Below are 24195 nucleotides of genomic sequence, written 5' to 3' on the forward strand. Positions count from 1 at the left end.
AAGTACAAAATACAAAACAAACGAGAGAACTGTAATTTAAAAGGAAGACCCGTTTTTAATGTATGCAAATACACTAAAAACGGGTCTTTATGCTTATTAAGATCAAATTTTGAGTTCAACGGGTCACTCCAAAAAAAGCGCCCATTTAATTAAAACTTACCACTAGATTTTGTTGGTGGTGAGGTTTAATTATTCAATCTCAGATTTTACTTTCCCTTTATTCTTTGCAATCACCTCTTCAGCGATGTTGTTAGGTGCTGGAGCATAGTGATCAAACTCCATTGTTGAGGCGGCACGTCCAGAGGACAGTGAACGCAGTTGGGTTACATAACCAAACATTTCACTCAGTGGAACTTTTGCTTTAATCACCTGTGCATTACCACGGGTATCCATCCCTTCCATTAATCCGCGACGACGGTTAAGGTCACCGGTAACATCACCCATGTACTGATCAGGAGTGGTCACTTCCACTTTCATGATCGGTTCAAGTAATACGGGTTTAGCTTTACGGCCTGCTTCACGGAAACCACTCTTCGCACAAAGTTCAAAGGACATTGCATCAGAGTCCACGTTGTGGAAGCTACCGTCAAAGATGCGCACCTTCATATTATCAACAGGATAACCTGCCAGTACACCTGTGGTCATTGCTGTTTCAAAACCTTTTTGAATCGCAGGGATAAATTCACGAGGGATAGAACCACCCACAATGTTATTCACAAACTGGAAGTGTTTGCCTTCGTTTTCTTTCATCCACTCTTGTTCTGCAGGTCCGATTTCAAACTGGATATCCGCGAATTTACCACGACCACCAGATTGTTTTTTCAGCACTTCGCGGTGCTGAATAGTTGCCTGGAAGGTTTCTTTGTAAGCCACCTGAGGATTACCCTGGTTTACTTCAACCTTGAATTCTCTTCTCAGACGGTCGATAATGATTTCCAGGTGCAGTTCACCCATACCACGCAGGATGGTCTGACCGGTATCTTCATCTGTATTTACACGTAAAGTAGGATCTTCTTCTACCAGTTTAGCGATAGCCATACCCATTTTATCGACGTCAGCCTGTGTTTTAGGCTCGATCGCGATAGCGATTACCGGTTCTGGAATAAACATGTTTTCCAGAACAATCGGATGTTTTTCATCGCAAAGGGTATCACCGGTTTTGATTTCTTTAAAGCCAACAGCAGCTCCGATATCACCAGCTTCGATAAAATCGACCGGATTTTGTTTGTTCGCAAACATTTTCATGATACGGCTGATACGCTCATTCTTACCACTTCTTACATTCAATACATAAGAACCTGCGTCCAAATGACCTGAATATACCCGGAAGAATGCCAGACGTCCTACAAATGGATCAGTCATGATTTTGAAAGCCAGGGCAGCAAAAGGTTCTTTTGCACTAGGCTTACGGGTCAGTACTTTTTCCAGATCGTTAGGATCATGACCTTCAATAGCTTCAATATCTACTGGTGAAGGCAGGTAGCGGCAAACAGCATCCAGTGCAGTCTGCACACCCTTGTTTTTGAAAGATGAACCACACATCATCGGGATGATGCTCAGGTCGATACAAGCTTTTCTGATTGCTTCATGGATTTCATCTTCGCTGATGCTATTAGGATCATCAAAGAATTTTTCCATTAAAGTATCATCGTATTCAGCGACGGATTCGATGAGTTTAGCGCGCCATTCTTCTACTTCAGCGGCCATATCTTCAGGAATAGGCACCTCAGTATAGGTCATCCCTTCAGTAGAATCATCCCAGATGATTCCGATATTTTTGATCAGGTCTACGACCCCTTTAAAATTATCTTCGGCACCGATTGGCAGCTGCAAAGGCACTGCATTAGCACCCAGCATTTCTTTTACCTGATGTACTACATTCAGGAAGTCTGCACCAGAACGGTCCATTTTATTTACAAAACCGATACGTGGAACCTTGTAACGGTTGGCCTGACGCCAAACTGTTTCTGATTGGGGTTCCACACCATCAACGGCAGAGAAAAGAGCGATCAGACCGTCCAGAACACGCATAGAACGTTCTACTTCAACAGTAAAGTCCACGTGACCCGGAGTATCAATGATATTGAAACCATATTTTTTTGTTTCTGGAGTAACCTTACCATTATCGGTTGGGAAAGGCCATTGGCAGCTTACTGCTGCAGAGGTAATGGTAATACCTCTTTCTTTTTCCTGTTCCATCCAGTCAGTGGTTGCACCACCATCATGAACTTCACCGATCCTGTGAATCATACCAGTGTAACGCAAAATACGTTCAGTAGTAGTGGTCTTACCGGCATCGATATGCGCAGCAATACCGAAATTGCGCTGTAATTTTAAATCCGCCATATAATTTTTGTTTTATAAATTGTTCAAAAAACTGCCTAAAATAACCTGAAATTGCCTTTTATGCGGTTTTTAAGGCGCAAAGGTAATAAAATTGATTCAATTCAAAGTTAATTTGCCGGGTTATTTTGGCGACCATAGATGGCTGTTAGATAGACTGATCGGGATAAATAGCTATTTACAGGCTATATTTGGGCAAACAGGCAGCCCTGAGGCAATATATTAAATAGTCATTTAAAAAAGAAGCGGATGGATAAGATAATATTTAAAGGCAGGCGCGCATGGAATCTTTTTGTTTTATTTTCCTATTTTTGCCGCCGTTAATCAGCCAATAGTTAAAAACGCTCAATTACGTTATAATTATAGCATAAAAATACGACCAAAGTATGTTTAATAATCTATCGGATCGTCTGGAATCCGCCTTTAAAAATCTCAAAGGAGAGGCCAGGATTTCTGAACTAAATATTGCCAATACCGTAAAAGACATTCGCCGAGCCTTACTGGATGCGGACGTTAACTATAAGATTGCCAAAGAGTTCACAGATAAAGTGAAGTCCAAGGCAACCGGGGAGAAGGTGATAAATGCCATCAGTCCCGGACAGCTTATGGTGAAGATCGTTCAAGATGAGCTGACTGAACTGATGGGTGGAACAGAGGCCAGTTTTGAGACTAACGCCAATCCTACGATTGTGCTGATCGCCGGATTGCAGGGTAGTGGTAAAACCACTTTCTCTGGTAAACTCTCTAACTACCTGAAAACCAAAAAGGGAAAACGTCCACTACTAGTAGCAGCAGATATTTACCGACCTGCGGCTATTGACCAGTTACATGTGCTGGGCGAGCAGGTTGGCGTAGATGTTTATAGCGAAAGAGAGAATAAGGATGCAGTCGCCATTGCCAAAAATGCGTTGGCCTATGCAAAAGAACACGCCAAAAATGTAATTATCATCGATACGGCTGGTCGCTTGGCTGTAGATGAAGTGATGATGACTGAAGTGGCCAATATTAAAAACGCAATAAACCCCAATGAGATTCTGTTTGTCGTGGATTCCATGACGGGACAGGATGCTGTGAATACAGCAAAAGCTTTTAATGACCGGTTGGATTTCAGTGGAGTAGTGCTTACAAAACTCGATGGTGATACTCGTGGTGGGGCAGCACTCAGTATTAAATATACCGTTAATAAGCCCATTAAGTTTGTCTCCAGTGGTGAGAAACTTGATACCCTGGATGTATTCTATCCAGACAGAATGGCGCAACGTATTCTGGGGATGGGAGATATTACCTCTTTGGTAGAAAAGGCCCAGGAACAGTATGATGAGGAAAAAGCCAAAAAACTGGAAAAGAAGATTCGGAAGAATCAATTTGATTTTCAAGATTTTATCGATCAATTGCAGCAGATCAAACGCATGGGGAACTTAAAGGACATCATGGGAATGTTGCCTGGGGTTGGTAAAGCAATGAAGGATGTAGATATCAGTGATGATGCCTTCAAAGGCGTGGAAGCCATGATCAATTCCATGACGCCCTTTGAGCGGGCCAATCCAGATAGCATTACACCTTCACGCCGTCAACGCATTGCAAAAGGAGCGGGCAAAGAACTCTCTGAGGTCAATGCCTTTATGAAACAATTTGATCAGATGCGTCAGATGATGAAAATGATGAATAAGATGCCAATGGCTGGTATGATGGGTGGTTTGGGTGGCCTAAAACGCCGGTAATCAAATGGTCAGGATCGCTTTTGGTCGACCAGTTTACGATTCAGTTGTAAGCCATACAAATTTATCAAATTATAATATTTTAGTATATTAATGGAATTGTGCGTTGTTGAGCTATCCTAATAAGGCCGCAACGCACAATTTAATTCATTTAAACACAGTTACTATCCGGCTATAAATTGTATCTTTAACTGCATAACCGGATCTATTTTATTTGGATTGTTTTTAAAAATATATTCCTATGATTCAGCGTATTCAGTCCTTTTGGCTGCTAGTGGTCGTGATACTGGCAGCGCTATCCCTGAAATTTGGCTTTTATGTTGGCACCTGGTTAAGTGACGGCGTGCAACATCCTCAGATTGTTCTAAACGGGCATAATCCCTCTATTTTGGTTTTTGCAGATACAATTATAATAATAGTGGTGTCTCTAATTGCCATCTTTATGTACAAAAACAGAAAGCAACAAATGTTGCTGACGGTGGTGGATCTATTGCTAAGCCTGGGGCTGTTTTACTTTTACTATCAAGAAATCAATGCACATTTTCTGCCTGGTAGTGGTACGCTGGCACTTACTTCCATATTTGTCTTTCTGATACCCATATTTATAATCATGGCGATTCGAGGCATTAGCAGGGATATGAAATTGCTGAAGCGGGCAGATAGACTTAGAGGTTAGATCTCTTGGAAAGTGGCAAAATAAAGAATAAAGGTAAAATGAAGGCGAATGGGCCTTCATTTGGGAGGTATCACTATTCACATTATATCATCCCTGATTACAACGCTTTATAAAATTGTCCATTTAAAGGCTTTGATTCAAAGTCCAGGCTATGATATTAAAATAGTATATCCATGAAACGTATTATTGGTTATTTTTTGTTAGGGAGCGCACTCATAATAGGGATGAATGGAACGGCCATGGCCTGGGGTTTGACAGGACACCGAATCATTGCTGAGATCGCACAAAGGCATTTAACTAAAAAGGCGAGAAAAAATCTGGAAAAACTTATTGGCAGGGCGCCACTGGCTTTTTGGGCCAACTGGCCGGATTATATCAAATCAGATACAACTGATAAGTGGAAACAGACAGGTCCTTGGCATTACGTAGATTTGCCCGGCCATTTGGATAAAGCAGATTTTATCCATGATCTGGAAGGACTGGAGGGGAAAAACCTCTATACCCAGATCCCCGAAATGGAAAATCTTTTAAAAAATAAAAACCTGCCTTTAGAGCAAAGGCAGATCGCCCTTAGGTTTTTAATACACTTCATTGGTGATTTACATCAGCCCTTACATGTGGGCAGAGATGAGGATGCAGGAGGCAATAAAATAAAGGTAACCTGGTTCGGTAAACCAACCAACTTGCATACGGTTTGGGATAGTCAACTGATCGACTATCAGAAATGGAGTTATACTGAATATGCGACTAATATAGATACAGTGGACGCAGATGAAATAGAGCAGATACAATCTGGCTCATTAGAAGACTGGTTTTACCAGTCACATGCTTTGTCCGATGCGATTTATGATAAAACACCAGACGGTGCACGCCTAAGCTATAATTATAATTATCTGTTTTTTGACCGCTTAAACACGCAATTATTGGATGGTGGTTTGAGACTGGCAAAGATTTTAAATCAGATCCTGGGGTAATTCGAGGGCTCTAATTGGATCTACAATCAATTAACAGGCATATTGACACAAAAAGGGCAACGTAAATACCGTTGCCCTTTTTGTGTCAATATGTTTATTTCAATTGAATGCAAGTGCTTACCTAAATATGCTATCATTTATTTTTGGTCAAATTCATTATTCCAATCAAAAGAAAGTTTATTGATTTTTTCCTGAACGGAATCTTTCAGACTTTCCTTATAATCCTTATACTTATCTGCATACAGCGCATCTGCCGTCCCTAAAATCTGTGCTGCCAGCAGACCGGCATTTTTGGAAGCATTCAAAGCTACCGTAGCTACAGGCACACCATTGGGCATCTGCAAAATAGACAATACAGAATCCCAACCATCGATAGAATTGGATGATTTAATAGGAACACCAATAACAGGCAAATGTGTCAAAGAGGCGATCATGCCAGGTAAATGGGCAGCACCGCCGGCTCCTGCAATAATCACTTTTATGCCTCTCTCTGATGCCCCTTGGCATACTGAAACATCCTTTCGGGGGTACGATGAGCAGAAACAACCGTCAGCTCATAAGGAACATCAAAATGCTTGAGAATTTGTGCTGCATCCTGCATGAATTTTAGATCACTGTCACTACCCATAATAATGCCTACCAGTGCTTTTGGTTGTATGTTATTATCTTCTGCCATATTTAAAATTAGTCTTTATTAAGGTTTCTTCTTTTTGAAAAATGCCATCCTAACGCAATAATAAAACTGACACCATTACTCGTCCAAACCAGCACAGCTTAAATGATTAAAGCTTTGCTTCACTGGGCGCATTTTGCCAGAGATTATTAATGCGATTTTTTATCATCATCATCATCATCTTCTTCTTCGTCATCATCTTCATCATCTTCATCATCTTCATCTTCATCTTCATCATCATCATCATCATCTTCTTCTTCGTCATCATCTTCATCATCTTCATCATCTTCATCTTCATCTTCATCATCATCATCATCATCGTCGTCGTCGTCATCTTCATCATCTTCATCAACTTCGTCATCTTCATCTTCTACTTCATCTACTTCATCGTCTTCATCGTCCTCATCATCGTCCTCATCTTCTTCTTCTTCTTCTTCTTCGTCATCATCTTCATCATCTTCATCTTCGTCATCATCTACTTCATCGTCATCTACTTCCTCGTCATCATCATCATCGTCCTCATCTTCGTCGTCGTCGTCCTCCTCATCTTCGTCATCCTCGTCATCGTCCTCTTCTTCGTCATCATCTTCATCATCTTCATCTTCGTCATCATCTACTTCATCGTCATCATCATCATCGTCCTCATCTTCGTCGTCGTCGTCCTCCTCATCTTCGTCATCATCGTCATCGTCCTCATCATCTTCATCTTCGTCTTCATTTTCAGCGTCGTCTTCATGGTCATCCTCCACATCTTCAGCATCATCTTTCTCCTCTTCTAAACCCTCATCCTCCCCATTGCCAGTTAAGATTGAGTCTGCTTCCTGGTCAGCGAGCTCCTCGTCTGCTTCGTCTGAGGTGGAATCATCCAATGATTCAGCTTCCTCAGTGCCGGTTGCTGCGTTTAAATCACTGATATCTGGATGCAATGCCTGTTGCAGATCGTCTGTGGCTTCTTGCATGCTTTCTCTGCTTTGTTCATCTGATAATTCCAGTTCTGAGGCTGCTATTGTAGCTGTGCTAGCGGCACTGATCACATCAGATGCTGGATTATCTTCATTTTCACCATTTTCATTGCCCGTGTCTGAGGTCTGTTTCTCCTCATCAAATTTCCGAAAAATACCGAAGTCCACATTTTCCTCTGTAGTTCTTTGTTGTTGGGTTGGTTCAATCTGTTCAGAGAGGACTTCTTTGATTTTGGGCAGATCCGATGTTGAATTCAAGCCAAAATAGTCCATAAAGCTTTTGGAAGTCTCATAAATTAACGGTTTACCTGGAAGTTCTTCATTTCGGCCAGAAATGACGATCAGTTCTTTTTCCAATAGTTTCTGTACACTATAATCACTGTTGACACCACGGATACTTTCTATTTCTCCTTTAGTAATAGGTTGTTTATAGGCGATAATGGAGAGCGTCTCCATGGCTGCATTGGAGAGCTTTTTTAAGAATTTGCCACCATTTAATTGGGCGATAGTGGTGTGATAGGCCGGTTTACTTAAAAATTGCCAACCACCGCCACTTTGGAATACTTCAAAGGGGTAAAAATCACTATTGTATTTTTCTCTGATGCCTTCCAGTGCCGTTTCAATTTGATCCAGGGTGATCTTTTCTTCCATAAAGCCAAAGGCATTATTGATCAGATCTACCAGGTCAAGATTGGTCAATGGACGGTCACTGGCAAAAATCAGTGCTTCGATGTGTGGTATAATTTCACTTAACTCCATAACTTATCGTAAACTAAAACTGCAAGTCTAAAAAACTTGCAGTCTATAAAAGATTGTAATTTGTCTATAACTAAAGATAAGGAGAAGATTTGATTTGTCATCGGTAAATCTTCCTTTTCTGTCTCAACTATATTATTGATAGCTGAAAATACCTATCCCTGAAGTGCAGCAGCCCCACTCACAATTTCAGTAAGCTCAGTTGTAATGGCTGCCTGACGAGCGCGGTTGTAGGATATTTTCAGATTCCGCAGGATTTCATTTGCGTTTTCGCTGGCCTTATCCATTGCGGTCATACGCGCTCCATGTTCACTTGCCTGGGCGTCTAATACAGCTTTATATAATTGGGTATTAAGGATTTTTGGCATTAGTTGGGCGACCAGCTCTTCCTTCTCAGGTTCAAAGATAAAATCGACGTTTTTCTTGCCGCCCTTACTTTCAATCTTGGGGATCGGTAGGAACTGCTCTACAGCATAACGCTGTACAGCTGCATTGACAAATTCACTATAGACGATGTCAATCGCATCAAAAGTCTTGTTTTCAAAGGCTTTGATGGCGGCCTGCGCTGCCTGTTGTACATTTTCAAAACTTAGGTTGATAAACAGGTCTTTATAAGTAGCATCGGTTTTGTATCCGGCTTTGCTTAAGGATTCATATCCCTTTTTCCCAATATTCCAGATGGTAACATTGCCCTTTTCAAAGGCTGCTTTATATTTGGTTACTGCAGCCTGTTTAGCTGCTTTAACGATATTCGCATTATAGGCACCTGCCAGACCACGGTCACTGGTGATGACAATCAATAAAACTTTCTCTACTTCTCTGTGATCAGCCAGCTGAATATTGGATTCACCACTCAGGCTGCTGACAATATTACTCAACACTTCCTGCAGTTTCTGGGCGTAGGGTCTCATCTGTGTAATGGCTTCCTGGGCACGGCGTAATTTAGCTGCACTCACCATTTTCATGGCTTTTGTAATTTGCTGTGTGGATTGCACAGAATGGATTCTGTTACGTACTTCTTTTAATTGGCCTGACATGGGTTCTCAATTTGGCTGCAAAAGTAACCAAAAGCATTCAATAAGACAAAATTTGAACTCATTTTCAGGTAAACAACCTTTATTTTTTTATAATAATTTTTATAAGATATGTAATATTACTTATATACAGTGCTTTATAATCCAATTTTGCCAATGACGGCATCCTATATATTATTATTGTATGCTATATGATTTTTACCTTGAATTTTCGTAAAGTATTGAAAGATTATAAGCTTATTTTTCAAGCATAAATTATAATAAATAATTACACATTTTTGGGGTTGCTCTAACTGGCCTTCTCTAACGGGCCTTCCGCATAAAATTGATTGCGCCAAACAAACAACTGCTATTTTAGCAGACTAAATGTTGACAAATCCGTTAAAATGGCTGCCGTATAATTGGTTAAAAGGCCACACATGGCGTCATGGGTTGTGGGGTATTTACAGGCACTTAAGGGCCTGTAAGCCCTTAAGTGAACGGGTTTTTATTCCCAAATTATTCCCTACATTTGCAACCGCGAATACTGTCAATTTGGCCTATAGGCGCAATAAGCATTGTTTTTGAAAGTGTTTTAGAAATAATGGCATATTTTGGCACATTCGGGCTAAAAATCGAGATACAAACAAATATAAAAAAAATTAATGAAAGGCATATTAAGCAGGCTGCTCGGTGGCAATAAATCGGAAAAGGACGTTAAGAAGATTCAGCCGCTGGTAGTAGAGATCAACCAGCAATATGATAAACTGCAGTCCTTGTCTAATGATGAATTACGTGGCAAAACTGTAGAATTCAAGGACAGAATTAAAGCGCACCTAAGCGAGATCGATCAGACAATCCAGGCCAAACAAGAGGCGGCCGAAGCTTTGCCTTCTGCAGATATGGGCGGCAGAGATAATCTCTACCGTGAGATTGATGAATTAAAAAAAGATCGCGATAAAAAAATTGAAGAAATTTTAAATATTATACTGCCTGAAGCTTTTGCTGTTGTTAAAGAAACAGCTCGTCGTTTCAAAGATAGCGATGAGGTTGTGTCCAAGGCCACGGATCTAGACAGACAACTGGCTGTACATAAAAGCTATATGCGTATAGATGGCGAAAACGTTACCTATAATACGAGTTGGGAAGCGGCCGGTGTGCCGGTTTCCTGGAACATGCTCCATTATGATGTACAGCTGATAGGTGGTATGGTTTTACATCAAGGTAAGATTGCCGAAATGGCTACCGGTGAAGGTAAAACGTTGGTTTCAACCTTACCTGCCTACCTGAATGCACTGGCAGGGGAAGGGGTGCATATCGTAACGGTCAATGATTACCTGTCTCGTCGTGACAGCGAGTGGAACGGACCCATTTATGAATGGCTCGGTCTGACGGTTGATTGTATTGATAAACACCAACCTAATACACCTGCCAGAAGAAATGCTTATCTGTGTGACATTACTTATGGTACCAATAATGAATTTGGTTTTGATTACCTAAGAGATAACATGGTGCACAATCCAGATGAAATGGTACAGCGCAAGCACCATTATGCCATGATTGATGAGGTGGATAGTGTCTTGATTGATGATGCCCGTACGCCACTTATTATCTCTGGACCAGTGGGTAAGGATAATTCAACGCAGTTGTTTTTTGAATATAAAGACCGCGTTTCGCAATTGGTCGCCCGTCAAAGACAGATTTGTAACAATTTTTTGATTGAAGCAAAAAAGAAAATAGCCGAAGGCAATGATGACGGAAAAGAAGGTGGTGGTGGCCTGGCCCTGTTCAGGGCTCATAGAGGTTTGCCTAAAACCAGCAGTCTGATCAAATATCTCAGTGAACCCGGTATTCGTCAAAAACTGCAGAAAGTAGAAAACTATCATCTGGCAGATCAGCAAAGAGAAATGCCCAAAGCCGATGCAGAATTGTTATTCTATATCGATGAAAAGAACAATACGGTTGAATTAACAGACAAAGGGATCAAAGCCATGACAGGGCTAAACGAAGATCCAACTTTCTTCGTTTTACCAGATATCGCCACTGAGCTGGCAAGTGTCGAAAAAGACGAAAGTCTGTCACCTGAAGACAAGCTCTCGCACAAAGAACAACTCTTTAATGAATATAGTGCTAAGACAGAACGTATTCATACGGTACAGCAATTACTCAAAGCCTATACATTATTTGAGAAAGATGATGAGTATGTCGTTATGGACGGCCAGGTTAAGATTGTAGATGAGCAAACAGGGCGTATCATGGAAGGACGCCGTTATTCAGATGGGCTGCATCAGGCCCTGGAAGCTAAAGAAAATGTAAAGATCGAAGCTTCTACCCAGACCTATGCTACCGTTACCTTACAGAACTATTTTAGAATGTACCACAAGCTCTGTGGTATGACAGGTACGGCAGAAACAGAAGCTGCTGAACTTTGGGAAATTTATAAACTGGATGTGGTGAGTATTCCCACCAATGTTCCCGTTATTCGCCAGGATCAGCATGACTTGGTCTATAAGACCAAGCGTGAAAAATATGGTGCAGTTATCGGTAAAATTGTAGAATACACAGAGGCAGGACGACCTGTACTGGTAGGTACTACCTCGGTTGAAATCAGTGAGCTTTTAAGCCGTATGCTGCGTCAAAAACAAATTCCGCATAATGTCCTGAATGCCAAGCAACATGGTAAGGAAGCCCAGGTGGTGGCTGAAGCCGGTTTGCAGGGTGCTGTTACCATTGCCACCAACATGGCCGGTCGTGGTACGGATATTAAATTAGGAGCTGGTGTTAAAGAGGCAGGTGGTCTGGCCATCATTGGTACAGAAAGACATGATAGCCGCCGTGTCGACTTACAGTTACGTGGTCGTGCAGGCCGTCAGGGTGATCCGGGATCTTCTTTGTTTTATGTATCCCTGGAAGATGATCTGATGCGTATGTTTGGTAGTGAGCGTATCGCCAAAGTAATGGACTTTGCCGGCTATAAGGAAGGTGAGGCCATTGAAAGCGGTATGATTACCAAGTCTATTGAAAGAGCTCAGAAAAAAGTAGAGGAAAATAACTTTGGTATCCGTAAACACCTGTTGGAATATGATGACGTTATGAATAAACAGCGTACCGTCATCTATACCAAACGTAATCACGCCCTATTTGGAGAAAGATTGGCCCTGGATATTGACAGTGCTTTCTATTATGTTGCGGAAATGCTGGTGGTGAATCATAAGGAAACAAATGATTATGAAGGTTTCCGTTTAGGAGCAATCGTACATTTTGCACTGGATACCAAGATTACTGAAGCTGCTTTCGGGAAAAGCAATATCAGTGAACTCACTGAAGAGTTATATGCAGAGGCCTTTGATAATTATCAGAAACATCGGGACGAAATTGCCAGGACGGCCTATCCGGTATTTGAGAATATCCGCAAGATGCAGGGTGATAAGATTGAAAATGTGGTGGTGCCTTTTGCAGATGGCAGAAAAGCCTTACAGGTATTGGCGCCCATGCAAAAAACACTGGCATCTGAAGGACGCGAGCTAGTGAATGCTTTGGAAAAAACATTGATGCTGGGCTTTATTGATGATGCCTGGAAAGAACACCTGCGTTCCATGGATGATTTAAAACAAAGTGTCCGGACCGTTCAATATGAACAAAAGGATCCGTTGGTGATTTATAAACAGGAGGCTTTTGGGCTGTTTGCCAAGATGAACAGTGAGGTAAATGTAGAGATCGTGACCTTCCTGTCTCATTCCAATATTCCTGTAGAAGTGCAGCAAGGCAATACCAATCAGATTCATGAAGGACATGAGCAGAAAACGGATTTAAGTAAGCTGAATGTGAACAAAGAGGCGGTGGATGCGGCTGGCAGTGATTATGCCGCCAATGAGAATGATTATTTTGACCCCAGTGAAAATGTGAAGCAGCAACCGGTTATCGCAGGCCCTAAAATCGGTCGTAACGACCCATGTCCTTGTGGTAGCGGCAAAAAATATAAAAATTGCCATGGCAAAGATGCTTAAAAGCTGTGGAGGGCGCCAAGGATAAAAGCCGGCGTTCGGATTACAAAAGTGGTAATTTCAAAAAGAGCGTTGTGCTGAGTCCATCAAAAAGACTTAGCGCGACGCTCTTTTTTGCGTTTGATGACGGATAATTAATAGGGACTTGTAGGATTTATGTGTACCAAATAGACCATAAAATGGATTTCCAGCCATAACAGAGCTAATTATAGTAAAAAATAATTGATAAAATGTAAAGTATTATTTACTTTTGCTCAAAATATAGATGCTATGAAATCACAATTATTGTTGTCTTACCGCTATAAGAAAATCGGCTGGATTTTGCTTTTGCCCTGTCTGGTACTGGGACTTTTAAAGTGGTATATCATTAATGACCACCAGTTTTTGAGCTATGTTATGAATGTATTCTACGAGAACGTCTATTTTGATATAGTGCCTACCTTACTGATTGCAGGTATGTTAGCCGGAGCGCTACTGATCGTATTTTCCAAAGAGAAACAAGAGGATGAATTTATAGAAAAACTGAGGCTCTCCTCTTCCATGTGGGCAATCCTGGTCAATTACCTGATCTTGTTTTTCTGCAACCTGCTTTTCTATAGTTGGAGTTTTTTAAATATTATTGCAGTCAATATGTTTACTATATTGTTTTTCTATATCATCCGTTTCAATTATCTGCTGATACGCAGTAAGCGTTCATAAATATGACCAACACACTTAAAGTACAACGAGCGATTAGGGATATTACTCAGGAACAACTGGCCCAGATAATTGGTGTCAGCAGACAGACGATTAATGCCATTGAGAAGAAAAAATATGTTCCTTCCACTGTACTAGCACTAAAAATTGCCCGATATTTTGAAAAGCCGGTAGAAGAGATTTTTAAACTGGATCCCACAGATTAAGCTCAGGAATCAAAAGCGAGAGAAAAAGAGCAATAATTAGCAAAATAATTTGAAAAGTAATTGGAGTGTTGTTTGCAGCAATACCGTATAGCCCATACAAATCACATAAAATTTTCAGGCCCGTTGGCAACTTATCTAAGTTGCCAACGGGCCTGAAAATTGAAAAGTCGATGAATCAACGACCATTATTATATCCTTTTGGACCTGTTAAAAGGGGCAGATCAAACAATTAAATGTGCCACTCAGTCACCTGCATTAGACTGGTTTGTCTGGGATTTAGAGGCTTCCTTCATCAGCACTGGGGCCGTAACTAGGAGGAAGAGGGACATCATTGAGTCGTAAAAAGACACCCATTTGGGCTCTGTGATGGACAATCTGACAATACACCATGCGCAGCGTTTCAAGTTTATTATTAGCGGCTAGAACGTGGCCACCATTACTTAGTGTCCAGGTTTTGATAAGATCAGCATCAGTGGCGGATTTTAGCGCGCTAAGCCCTGTCTCGTAGGATTTGTCATATGCCTTTAAAAGATCAGCTGTATTATTGGGTACAGGTGGGTTATAGGGATTGGCAGCAAAATCAAGTCCTTCGCTGCCCAGCACCATTTGAGGCCAAGAAGCAAGATCTGCCAGGTGACTAGCTAAGCGACTGACCGTCATGCTTTTGGGATGAGGTTGCCAGTCATAGATCGTATCTGGAATACGAGAGAGCATTGCACGGGTGGTCCGGTTTTCATTTTCAAATTCTTTTACTAAAGCGGGAATGATTTCAATTTTTGTTTCCATTGATAATATTTTTTGATTTGATAACAAAGAAAATACAGGCCACTGACAACCCTATGTCAGTCTGATTTCTATGTTTAAAAAAAGTTGGACCTGGCAGAAAAATGATGCTTTGCATTGAGGGCAGTAATTGTCTATTTTCAATACTTAACGGGTAAATTGTCCATAAAATGACTGACCGGAAGGTGGTCCGTTTTTTCAAACCCACCGCCTGGCTCTTTCATAGACAAAATCCGGTTGAGTTTAAAATCACGGTAGTCTTGCCTTAAATGACACCAGGCAATCACATGCCAGCCAAATGCATAGAAAATAAGACCGATAGGTTCTATTAAACGCACGCTTTGCTGTTCTGATTTGTCCTTATAGCTGATTTCCAATTGTTTTTTGTGGGCAATTGCCTGTTGAACTTTAGGAATGAAGTTCTCCTGTAGTTGCCATATATCCTGAAATTGCAATTGCGTACTTTCATCCAGTACATCTAAGAGCTCCAGTTGATTGCCCTTCATTACTGCACGGATTTTGGTCATGGCATTGGTATACTGGATAGCGGTGGCCTTGTCAGCCAGTGCGCGGACCATCTTTTCCATGAGAAGTAGCGCACTGGATTCTTCCATACTAAAGGCAACAGGAGAAAGGAAAAACCCGGAAACGATAAAATACCCCCTGGTCGCCTCATAACTAATCGGGATACCAGAGGCCGTAAGGGCTTTGACATCCCGATAAACGGTTCTTACGCTGATCTGGAACTTTTCACTGATGCGCTCTGCAGTAACAAACTTTTTTGATTGCAGTAAAACCAGGATAGCGAAGAGGCGATCTAGTCTGTTCACGGGATTATTCAGATTTTTTAAGGTTTACGCAAAGGCTTAATTTTTTCGAAAGGCCCACTTAATCAATTCTTTCCAGGTTGGCTTCTTGCCATACATCAGAATGCCGGTACGATAAATTTTACCTGCAAACCAGGTGGTAAAGATAAAGGAACCGAAAAGCAAAATAATACTCAGTGCCAGTTCCCACCAGGTGACTGCGTCGGGTACACCCTGGGTTACCCGGGCCATCATGACTATGGGTGAAGTCAGGGGAAATAGACTGCCAAAGACCGCCAGGCCACTGGTTGGATTGTTGACTGCCTGCATCATAATGACAAAACCAATAATAATTGGTAAGGTGATGGGTAATTGCAAACCTTGTGCATCCTGCTGCCCGTCACTAACAGAGCAACCGATGGCTGCAAATAAAGAGGCATAAATAAAATAGCCACCCAGAAAATAAACAAAGAACATGGTTATGATCAACGGGAAATTAATGGTATTGAATGCCTGCATGACTGCTGCCATATCCGCACCAGAACCACCAGCGCCCATGGCGCCGCTGGCAACCATATGGGAGGCTTCGGGAAATAGGATAGGGATGAGTAATAGTTTAAGTCCTACGCCCAGCACGATCCATATCAGGAATTGTAACAGACCAACAGCACCGATCCCCAAAATTTTACCCATCATTAGTTGAAATGGCTTAATACTGCTGACAACGATCTCGGCAATACGGCTTACTTTTTCTTCCATAACACCGCGCATGACAGAGGTGCCATATAATAATAAGATCATATAGATCAAAATACCACAAAAAATACCCACGCCGTAACTGACGCCGGCTCTCATGCCGGAATCATTTTTATCATTGACATTGACAAAATCTACTTTGTTTTCCGTTTTTGCTTTTTTGAGCAGATCCTGGGAAACGGGTAAGGCATCCATTTTAAGTTTTTCCAGTCTGGACTGAATGGCACTGGTAATAGACTCCCTGGTCATAATACCAATTTTGGAACCGGTAATCAGATTGATCTTGTCATCCAGCGTTGCATCGGCAGGTACTACTACATACCCGTCAATGTCTTTATTTTTGGCTTTTGCTTCTAAATCGGATTTTGCTACGCCTTTCGTAAATTCAAAAACAACATCCTTGGCGTTGTTAGAAATGGTGTCCTTAAACAAACCGGCATTATCCACTACCATGATTTTGGTCTTGGAGGTGCTATGGACACTAAAATAAAAAATAGCCGCATAAATGGCGAATATCAGTACAGGTAAACCGATGGTGACCAGCAGAAAGGTTTTCTTCTGTACCCGGCTTAAAAATTCTCTTTTTAATACTAAGAATATCTTATTCATGAAAGTTCAGCGATTTAAATGTTGTGGAAACTTCGGGTAACGGCACTCGTCCCATGTACTAGTCGGATAAAGATCTCATTGAGTGAGGGTAGGATTTCTCCAAAATGGGCAACCTGGATGTTTTTATCCAGAAAATAACGGAGTAGGTCGTTCCCAGTATAAGCATCATTTATGCGGACAATCATTTTATTTTCCGCCAGGTTAACTGGCTCAAAAATATCACAGGCACCAATTTGGCTTGCCGGTTGATCGATTTTGATCTCATAAAGGTGCTCCTTATATTGTTGGCGGATAGCAGCGACTTTACCATCCAAAACTTTTTTACCTAGATTAATTAAGGCGATCTGATCACAGATTTCTTCTACTTGTTCCATTCGGTGGGTGGAAAAAATTACGGTACTGCCGCGGCTGGCCAGTTCAAAAATCTGATCTTTGATCAGATTAGCATTCACGGGGTCCAGACCACTAAATGGTTCATCCAGTATAATTAGCTTAGGCTCATGCAAGACGGTAATTACAAATTGAAGTTTCTGGCTCATCCCTTTACTGAGATCCTCCACCTTTTTATCCCACCAGCTTTGCATTTCCAGGCGTTCAAACCAATATTTGATTTTTTGCAGTGCCTCACTGTGGGATAACCCTTTTAGCCGGGCCAGGAACATGGCCTGATCGCCGATTTTCATTTTTTTGTACAAGCCTCTTTCCTCCGGCATATAACCAATCTTCTGGATATCATTTTCCGGATCGAATTTCTTGCCATCAAATACGATACTGCCTTCATCCGGATAGAAAATACCCGTAATCATACGAAGTAAGGTCGTTTTACCGGCGCCATTCGGCCCCAATAAACCAAATATCTGCCCAGGTTCTATGGAAAAGCTTACGTCGTCGACCGCTTTTTGGGTTGCATAATATTTTTTAAGATGCGATAGTTCAAGTATTGCCATAATTATTGAATAGTTGTGGGTTAACCTTTACGAAAATACCATTGTTTTTGTGAAGTTGTTAATGAAATTGAAATTAATACGAAGATTTTTTGATAAAGGTTGGTTTTCAAAGGATAAATGGTAGCAGAAATGGCCCAAAAAGGGAAATTGCTTGCTACCGCTTGTTTTGTTTGGGGTCATTTTGTTCTTTTAAACTAAGCAGGTAAGATATCTCGGATGGATGCAACCTGGGTTAATAAAAAAAGAGCCGATCTATATGATTTTAGATCGGCTCTGTCCAGATAGTTGAAACTTATAAATAATAGGCTTAGTTATCTGAATTATTGTCACCATCGTTATCCAGTCTTAATGGATAACCATAGATAGCATCTCCATCAGGATAAATACCTCTTAATTGAATAAGACCTGTACTTTCCTTTAAGATTTTACGGGCATCTTCGGCCTTATTGACCGTCTGGCCATTGATGCTGACGATAATAAAGCCGTTTTGAATCTTGGCTTTTTTGAAAGCGCCATCTCTTAGGTTGGTCACCTGAACACCACCATTGATACCGTATTTACTGGATTGTTCCGGCGTCAGGGTAACCAGATCAGCACCTAGCTTGGTGGAGGAGGCTTCCTCAGCGGTCATTTGCTTATAGGTACCGATACTGTTTTTAAGCGTCAGGTTTGCCTGGTATTGCTTCCCATCACGCATATAAGTGACATTTAACTTGTCTCCTGGTTTTTTGTCCCCCATTACAGCGGACATCTGACCGGAATTATTGACGGCTTTGCCGTTAATGGCGGTGATGACATCGCCTTTTTTCAGGCCTGCAGCTTTAGCTGCGCCGTCTTCACTAACACCACCCACGTATAAGCCGGTATTGAAGTTGTCAATTTTGAGTTCTTCTTTTTGTTTGTCGGTAAGTGTGGTGATATCCATAAAGGAAATACCTACATATCCTCTTTGTACGGCACCATATTTAATGATGTCATTGACTACTTTTTTGACGATATTGACAGGAATGGCGAAGGAATACCCGGTAAAGCTACCAGTAGGGGAGGCAATGGCACTGTTGATGCCGATTAATTGGCCGTCCGTATTGATCAGTGCGCCACCGCTATTGCCCGGGTTAACCGCTGCATCCGTTTGGATATAGGACTCAATGGTCGTTGAACTGCCATTGCTCTTGGAGCGCCCCAGTCCGATATCTCTGGCTTTGGCACTCACAATACCTGCTGTAACAGTTACATCCAGTGTAAAAGGATATCCAATGGCAATAACCCATTGGCCTAGTTTTAAGTTATCGCTGTTTCCATATACCAGATAGGGTAAATGGCTAGCTTCAATTTTAACTACGGCCAGGTCACTACTAGGGTCTGTACCGATCACGCGGGCTTTATAGGTTTTTTTGTCACTTGTCGTCACGGTGATTTTATCAGCATTGGCTACGACGTGGTTATTGGTTACGATATAACCATCATCACTGATAATTACACCACTACCACTGGCTCTTTCGCCGGGAATCGTCTGGATTCTCGGGCCTCCGAAGAAATCGCCAAAAGGACTATTGTCTCCAAACAGATCCCCAAAAGGACTATTAGGCAGGTTATTGGTCACCTTTCGGGCTTTTGTCTGTACTTTGATATGTACTACGGCAGGGGTAGCGGAAGCGCTGGCTGCCGTAAAATCAATGGCACTTGAAGGAGCAGTTGATTTATCGTAAAAACTTGCATAATTGGCGGGAAGCTTGCCGGGTTCCTGCGTACCGGCTGTCTGCATGCGCTGGAATTTGCTAAAGCCCCATACACTTCCTATGGCTGTAGCGGCGCTGATAAAAACTACAAACAGTACATTTTTCCATTTCATCGGTTTATTTTATTTTAATAGTTAATAATTCCCTCAAAACTGCAGCATAACAGAATAAATGCATCTGCATAACTGCTTTATTGAAGGGCCGGTTGCTTTTCAATCATTAGCCATATGAAACATCGTTATAGCAATGATTAAATAACCAGTTGCTTTTTATGTTCATTGGACGATAAATTTACAGTCCAGTTCAATATGGCCTTGGACTACCTTTATTTATTAACAAAATATTTAATTGGTTCTCAATACTGTTAATGGAAAATCGCAGGCTGAAACTTCCTGAAACAAAGTAATGACGATGAATTGGCTCTGTTTTGCTGTTAAAAAAATTAACCGCGGGGACTAGTCAATTAGCAAAGTTTTTTATGGATAAGTGAGCTGGTTTTTATTAAACAACCTTTCTGACAATTATTTGATATTACGTAGGTCTTGGGTGATGAAAACTTCAATATGGAAAACAATGGGAACAGACAGACAAGGCTTTTTGGATATGGACATTGATACTTCCCAAATGAATAACGACAGACATTAATGCATAGCACATAAATTCTGATGAGGAATTTAAAATATTATCCATAAGTTTACAATATTATAAAAAAGGATAAGGGAGTCACACAGCATCAACTGCTTAGCAGACCACCTTGTACAATCAAAGCGACAAGAAGATGAAAGGTAAAGTAATACGGAAAAAGAAAATCATATATTTAGACAGTCCCAAAAAGGGGATCTGGGAAATCGGCTTTTCTCTGAAAGTGGCCTGGCAACTGATGTATAATATGTATAAGTTGCATAATATCGGCCCTGGCGTCACCGTATTTGGCTCTGCCAGACTGGAAGAAGGCTCGCCTAGCTATGAGGCGGCTGCGGAATTTGGCAGACGCATTGCTCAAATGAAATTTACGACGATTACAGGCGGTGGGCCAGGTATTATGGAAGCTGCAAATAAAGGTGCATTTGAGGCGGGAGGTATTTCTGTCGGTATGAATATAGTGCTGCCTCACGAACAACATGAAAACCCTTACTTAACCACCTCTGTTGTATTTGAGCATTTTTTTACCAGAAAAGTAATGCTGGTCAAACACTCTTATGCCTTTGTGGTAATGCCAGGTGGTTTTGGCACCATGGATGAATTTTTTGAAGTGCTGACACTCATACAAACCAAATCTGTTGACCGGTATCCGATTGTTTTATTTGGATCGGATTTTTATAAACCTATTGTGGAGTTGATGAAAGGGTTTGCGGGGGCAGGCACCATCGCACCTATTGATATGGATCTGGTTTATATTACGGATAGTATTGATGAGGCGATGGATTATATTCAGAAATTCATCAATCGCCATTATAATATTTTGCCGCAACGCCCCAGATGGAGATGGTTGGAAAGGAAGGAACCTAAGTAAGTCGATGTTGAATAGCATCTGAGGGCTGGTCTATATAAAAGGGCATTTCTTGGGTGAATTTTTTATACTTTAACTTGTCCAGTAAAGTCCTCCTTAAAAATGTAAGGGATTCTTATAAGGTTAAGGCGCAACTGGATTATGAAAGGCTGGGAACCAGAGAATTATTAGCGGAACTTAATTCACGCATGGCTATGATGGATTATGCTGCTGTATCCTTTTCTTTATTCTACTTAAGGAAGGATTCTTGATGCCTAAATAGGAGGCAATATGAAAAGAGGGGATTCGTTGAACAATACCAGGATGTTGTTGCAATAGATTTAAATAGCGTTTTTCATGACTAAAAAGCAACAATTCTTCGACCCTGCTTTGCGAACTATGAAAAAAATATTCTGCCAGAATGCGCCCGAAATGCTCCCAAGGTTTATGGATTAAATAGAGTGCCTGTAAATCATGATGCGTGATAAATAAAACTTCAGCATCCTGCAAAGCCTCGATGTAATAAACGCAGGGGTATTGGGAAAGAAAACTCCTAAAAGAGACAATAAACTGTCCTTCGGAAAAGAAAAACATATTTTTTTCTTCATCAGTTGCTGGGTCATAATAATAAATCCTGAATATACCGTTAATAACAAGCCCTAAATCTTTACAAATGATATTTTGCTTATTATAGAAATCTCCTTTTAAAATAGTGCGTGTTTGCCATAAAGGAAGACTTATGGAAATGTCCTTTTCAGTTAGCCCGGCAAAAGGAATAAGGATATGTTTTAAAAAATCTAGTTTATCTATATTCATTTGGTCACTAATTTTTGAGAATTTATTGAATTTACAACTTCCTCTTTGATACCTAAATGATCGTACATGCCGAGTCAGGGCATGCGTGAATAAAATTAGGTAAATATTTTATGCTGCGCCTGGTTTTTGTGGATTTTACCAAAATTGAAGTGAAATTCATTGACAGGATGCTTATTGTAACTTGTTGATTTTCCGCTGTTTTATAAACTGAAAGATGGCACCAATACAAAATACTATAAAAAGGGTAAGTAAGGTTTTGCCAATTAGAGGATCTGTAGGCCCTTCGGCCAGAGGGTGACTGGTCGGAATGCGTGTAAATGTCTCATTGATCGTTGGGATTAATGATAAAAAGAAACTAAAAGAGAGTAGAAAATTTTCCACGTATCTTGCACGCTTTTTCTGCTTTCTTTTGGTGAATAACAAATGGGCGACCAGTATAATGGCCAGAATAAAAAGTGAGAAAACATGCCCCTTATTAAAACCTCCACTTTTGGAGATGCCAAGCGCCGTTACTGCTGTAATAATTGTAGCATAAAAATATAATTTTCCTGTTAAGTGCGCCAGATTGATTTTACCGTAACGCACAAAGGATATAATAGCTGCTGCGAGCGCTGTTATGCCAATGATTGTGTGGAAAATTCCAAGATTCGATATTCCCATAGTTTTATAATTTGATACAAAATTACTGGGATGGGAGTGGCTAAAAATTCACTTAAGTTAAATTCAGCAAAGTTTATTGAAATAGACAGTTCGCTTTATGCAGGATTTAAATTTTTACAGCGTTTGCTAAGGCTTTGCTTTATGAATATCTTTTGGTATACAATTCTCCTGTTTGACTTGTCAGGGACGGTTTTTAATTTCGAGGAGCAATTATTGTAACTGCTCTTAAATTATATTTTTACGACGAGTTTGGTTTAGTCAGTATGTATTTAAACAGGGCCTTGGCTTTATAATTCTTATTTTTTAAATGAATTTTGAGGACATTTCACGCAAATAATTTCCAAGAATTCCAAAAAAAAGAGTGCATGACAGCAGACAATAAATTGCCAACTGTCTATGCACTCTTTAGATTATTAGGGCTATTTAAAAGTTGAGTCTTTCTTTAGATCAACTTCTGTGCTAACAGATATTCCGCAATCTGCACTGCATTGGTGGCAGCACCCTTGCGGAGATTATCGCTTACGACCCAAAGATTTAATGTTTTGGGCTGCGTTTCATCTCTGCGTAACCGACCTACAAATACCTCATCTTTTTCATGCGCGTTGAGTGGCATAGGATAAAGGCCTGCTGCAGTGTCATCCTGCAGGATGACACCCGGTGCATCTTGTAATAATTTACGCACTTCATCCAGTTCAAATTCATTTTCAAATTCAACGTTAATGCTTTCACTGTGTCCGCCGATAACAGGGATCCTAATTGCGGTAGCCGTTAAACGGATAGAATCATCCTGAAGTATCTTGATGGTTTCATTGGTCATTTTCATTTCCTCTTTGGTATATCCATTATCGGTAAATACATCAATTTGAGGAATTACGTTTAGATCAATGGGTTGGTTATAGGCTCTTTCTCCTTCTTTTCCGGTTCTTTCATTAAAGAGCTGGTCGACTGCCTTTTTACCGGTGCCGGTAACACTTTGATAAGTGCTGACTATGACCCTTTTCATTTTATAGGCCTTATGTAAAGGGTTTAAAGCAACAACCATCTGGATGGTAGAACAATTAGGATTGGCGATAATCTTGTCCTCGCTGGTTAAAACCTCCGCATTGATCTCTGGGACAACCAGTTTTTTGGTAGGATCCATTCTCCAGGCAGAAGAATTGTCAATCACCGTAATGCCTGCTGCTGCAAACTTTGGAGCCCATTCAAGTGAGGTGCCACCACCTGCAGAGAAAATAGCTACCTGCGGTTTTTCATCAATGGCCTGTTGCATACCGATGACTTTATAAGTCTTCCCCTTGAAGCTGACTTCTTTACCAACACTTCTTTCAGAGGCTACAGGTAATAATTCTGTCACTGGAAAATTTCTTTCTTCCAGCACCTGCATCATTTTTGTTCCTACCAGACCGGTAGCACCAACTACGGCTACTTTCATTGTTTCTTTTTTTTGTTATTTAATGAGCTATGGTTTCTCCATGAACGAACTTTAATAAAACATCATCAGCATCAGAATGCTTGGCTGCTACATAAGAAAAAAGCCTTCCCGGTACAAGGAAGGCTTCATTTATGTTA

The 24195-nt window shown here is 40.9% G+C and carries 18 protein-coding genes and 1 pseudogene; 7 read left to right on the top strand and 12 right to left on the bottom strand.

Features of this window, described 5'->3' with window-relative positions; translation table 11 throughout:
* Window positions 1-189: 189 nt before the first annotated feature.
* Window positions 190-2346 carry an elongation factor G gene (gene fusA / locus FSB73_RS14845; protein ID WP_146783811.1) on the bottom strand — a complete coding sequence of 719 codons (2157 nt, stop codon included), beginning with the start codon at window positions 2344-2346 and terminating at the stop codon, window positions 190-192.
* A gap of 383 nt (window positions 2347-2729) precedes the next feature.
* Here fusA and ffh point away from each other — a divergent pair, with 383 nt between their 5' ends.
* The 3 genes from ffh to FSB73_RS14860 all read left to right on the top strand — a co-directional run bounded on the left by ffh (window position 2730) and on the right by FSB73_RS14860 (window position 5711).
* Window positions 2730-4064, top strand: coding sequence for a signal recognition particle protein (ffh, locus tag FSB73_RS14850; RefSeq protein WP_146783813.1), 1335 nt, complete (start codon window positions 2730-2732; stop codon window positions 4062-4064).
* A gap of 238 nt (window positions 4065-4302) precedes the next feature.
* Complete coding sequence (locus FSB73_RS14855) at window positions 4303-4737, top strand: DUF4293 domain-containing protein (protein WP_146783816.1); 435 nt, start codon at window positions 4303-4305, stop codon at window positions 4735-4737.
* A gap of 173 nt (window positions 4738-4910) precedes the next feature.
* Window positions 4911-5711, top strand: a complete 801-nt coding sequence (locus tag FSB73_RS14860) for a S1/P1 nuclease (protein ID WP_192904062.1) — start codon at window positions 4911-4913, stop codon at window positions 5709-5711.
* A gap of 137 nt (window positions 5712-5848) precedes the next feature.
* Here the strand turns inward: FSB73_RS14860 and purE are convergent.
* The 3 genes and pseudogenes from purE to atpG all read right to left on the bottom strand — a co-directional run bounded on the left by purE (window position 5849) and on the right by atpG (window position 9139).
* Window positions 5849-6387 (bottom strand): annotated as a pseudogene (gene purE, locus FSB73_RS27675) (5-(carboxyamino)imidazole ribonucleotide mutase).
* Window positions 6388-6533: 146 nt separating this feature from the next.
* Entirely contained in the window at window positions 6534-8105 is a 1572-nt protein-coding gene (scpB, locus tag FSB73_RS14870; protein WP_146783819.1) for an SMC-Scp complex subunit ScpB, read from the bottom strand.
* 152 nt (window positions 8106-8257) lie between these two features.
* Window positions 8258-9139 carry an ATP synthase F1 subunit gamma gene (gene atpG, locus FSB73_RS14875; RefSeq protein WP_146783822.1) on the bottom strand — a complete coding sequence of 294 codons (882 nt, stop codon included), beginning with the start codon at window positions 9137-9139 and terminating at the stop codon, window positions 8258-8260.
* Between the two features lie 641 nt (window positions 9140-9780).
* Between atpG and secA the strand changes: the two genes are divergently transcribed.
* From secA to FSB73_RS14890, 3 genes are all read left to right on the top strand, one after another.
* Window positions 9781-13122 (top strand): preprotein translocase subunit SecA, encoded by a 3342-nt coding sequence (gene secA, locus FSB73_RS14880; protein WP_146783825.1) that lies wholly within the window; start codon window positions 9781-9783, stop codon window positions 13120-13122.
* A 267-nt stretch (window positions 13123-13389) separates the two neighbouring features.
* Window positions 13390-13818 carry a hypothetical protein gene (locus FSB73_RS14885; RefSeq protein WP_146783828.1) on the top strand — a complete coding sequence of 143 codons (429 nt, stop codon included), beginning with the start codon at window positions 13390-13392 and terminating at the stop codon, window positions 13816-13818.
* 2 nt (window positions 13819-13820) lie between these two features.
* Window positions 13821-14021: a helix-turn-helix transcriptional regulator gene (locus tag FSB73_RS14890; protein WP_146783831.1), complete on the top strand. Its 201-nt coding sequence runs from the start codon at window positions 13821-13823 to the stop codon at window positions 14019-14021.
* Between the two features lie 276 nt (window positions 14022-14297).
* Here FSB73_RS14890 and FSB73_RS14895 read toward each other — a convergent pair whose 3' ends face one another.
* The 5 genes from FSB73_RS14895 to FSB73_RS14915 form a co-directional block, all read right to left on the bottom strand.
* Window positions 14298-14807, bottom strand: a complete 510-nt coding sequence (locus FSB73_RS14895; protein WP_225974050.1) for a DinB family protein — start codon at window positions 14805-14807, stop codon at window positions 14298-14300.
* A 137-nt stretch (window positions 14808-14944) separates the two neighbouring features.
* Window positions 14945-15634, bottom strand: coding sequence for a helix-turn-helix transcriptional regulator (locus FSB73_RS14900; protein WP_146783834.1), 690 nt, complete (start codon window positions 15632-15634; stop codon window positions 14945-14947).
* A gap of 36 nt (window positions 15635-15670) precedes the next feature.
* Window positions 15671-16975 carry an ABC transporter permease gene (locus tag FSB73_RS14905; protein ID WP_146783837.1) on the bottom strand — a complete coding sequence of 435 codons (1305 nt, stop codon included), beginning with the start codon at window positions 16973-16975 and terminating at the stop codon, window positions 15671-15673.
* Between the two features lie 14 nt (window positions 16976-16989).
* The gene (locus tag FSB73_RS14910; protein ID WP_146783840.1) at window positions 16990-17922 is read right to left on the bottom strand and encodes an ABC transporter ATP-binding protein; all 933 of its coding nucleotides are present in this window, start codon (window positions 17920-17922) and stop codon (window positions 16990-16992) included.
* A 307-nt stretch (window positions 17923-18229) separates the two neighbouring features.
* On the bottom strand, window positions 18230-19774 hold the full coding sequence (locus FSB73_RS14915) for a trypsin-like peptidase domain-containing protein (protein ID WP_146783843.1): 1545 nt from the start codon (window positions 19772-19774) through the stop codon (window positions 18230-18232).
* 665 nt (window positions 19775-20439) lie between these two features.
* On the opposite strand from FSB73_RS14915, the gene FSB73_RS14920 reads away from it, so the two are divergent.
* Window positions 20440-21174 (top strand): LOG family protein, encoded by a 735-nt coding sequence (locus FSB73_RS14920; RefSeq protein ID WP_146783845.1) that lies wholly within the window; start codon window positions 20440-20442, stop codon window positions 21172-21174.
* Between the two features lie 189 nt (window positions 21175-21363).
* Here the strand turns inward: FSB73_RS14920 and FSB73_RS14925 are convergent, their stop codons facing one another.
* The 3 genes from FSB73_RS14925 to FSB73_RS14935 form a co-directional block, all read right to left on the bottom strand.
* Complete coding sequence (locus tag FSB73_RS14925; RefSeq protein WP_146783848.1) at window positions 21364-21966, bottom strand: Crp/Fnr family transcriptional regulator; 603 nt, start codon at window positions 21964-21966, stop codon at window positions 21364-21366.
* Between the two features lie 171 nt (window positions 21967-22137).
* Window positions 22138-22626 (bottom strand): hypothetical protein, encoded by a 489-nt coding sequence (locus FSB73_RS14930; protein ID WP_146783852.1) that lies wholly within the window; start codon window positions 22624-22626, stop codon window positions 22138-22140.
* A 442-nt stretch (window positions 22627-23068) separates the two neighbouring features.
* The gene (locus FSB73_RS14935; protein ID WP_146783855.1) at window positions 23069-24058 is read right to left on the bottom strand and encodes an aspartate-semialdehyde dehydrogenase; all 990 of its coding nucleotides are present in this window, start codon (window positions 24056-24058) and stop codon (window positions 23069-23071) included.
* Window positions 24059-24195: the final 137 nt, after the last annotated feature.

The organism is Arachidicoccus ginsenosidivorans (genome assembly GCF_007971385.1).
GTDB classification, from domain to species: Bacteria; Bacteroidota; Bacteroidia; order Chitinophagales; family Chitinophagaceae; genus Arachidicoccus; species Arachidicoccus ginsenosidivorans.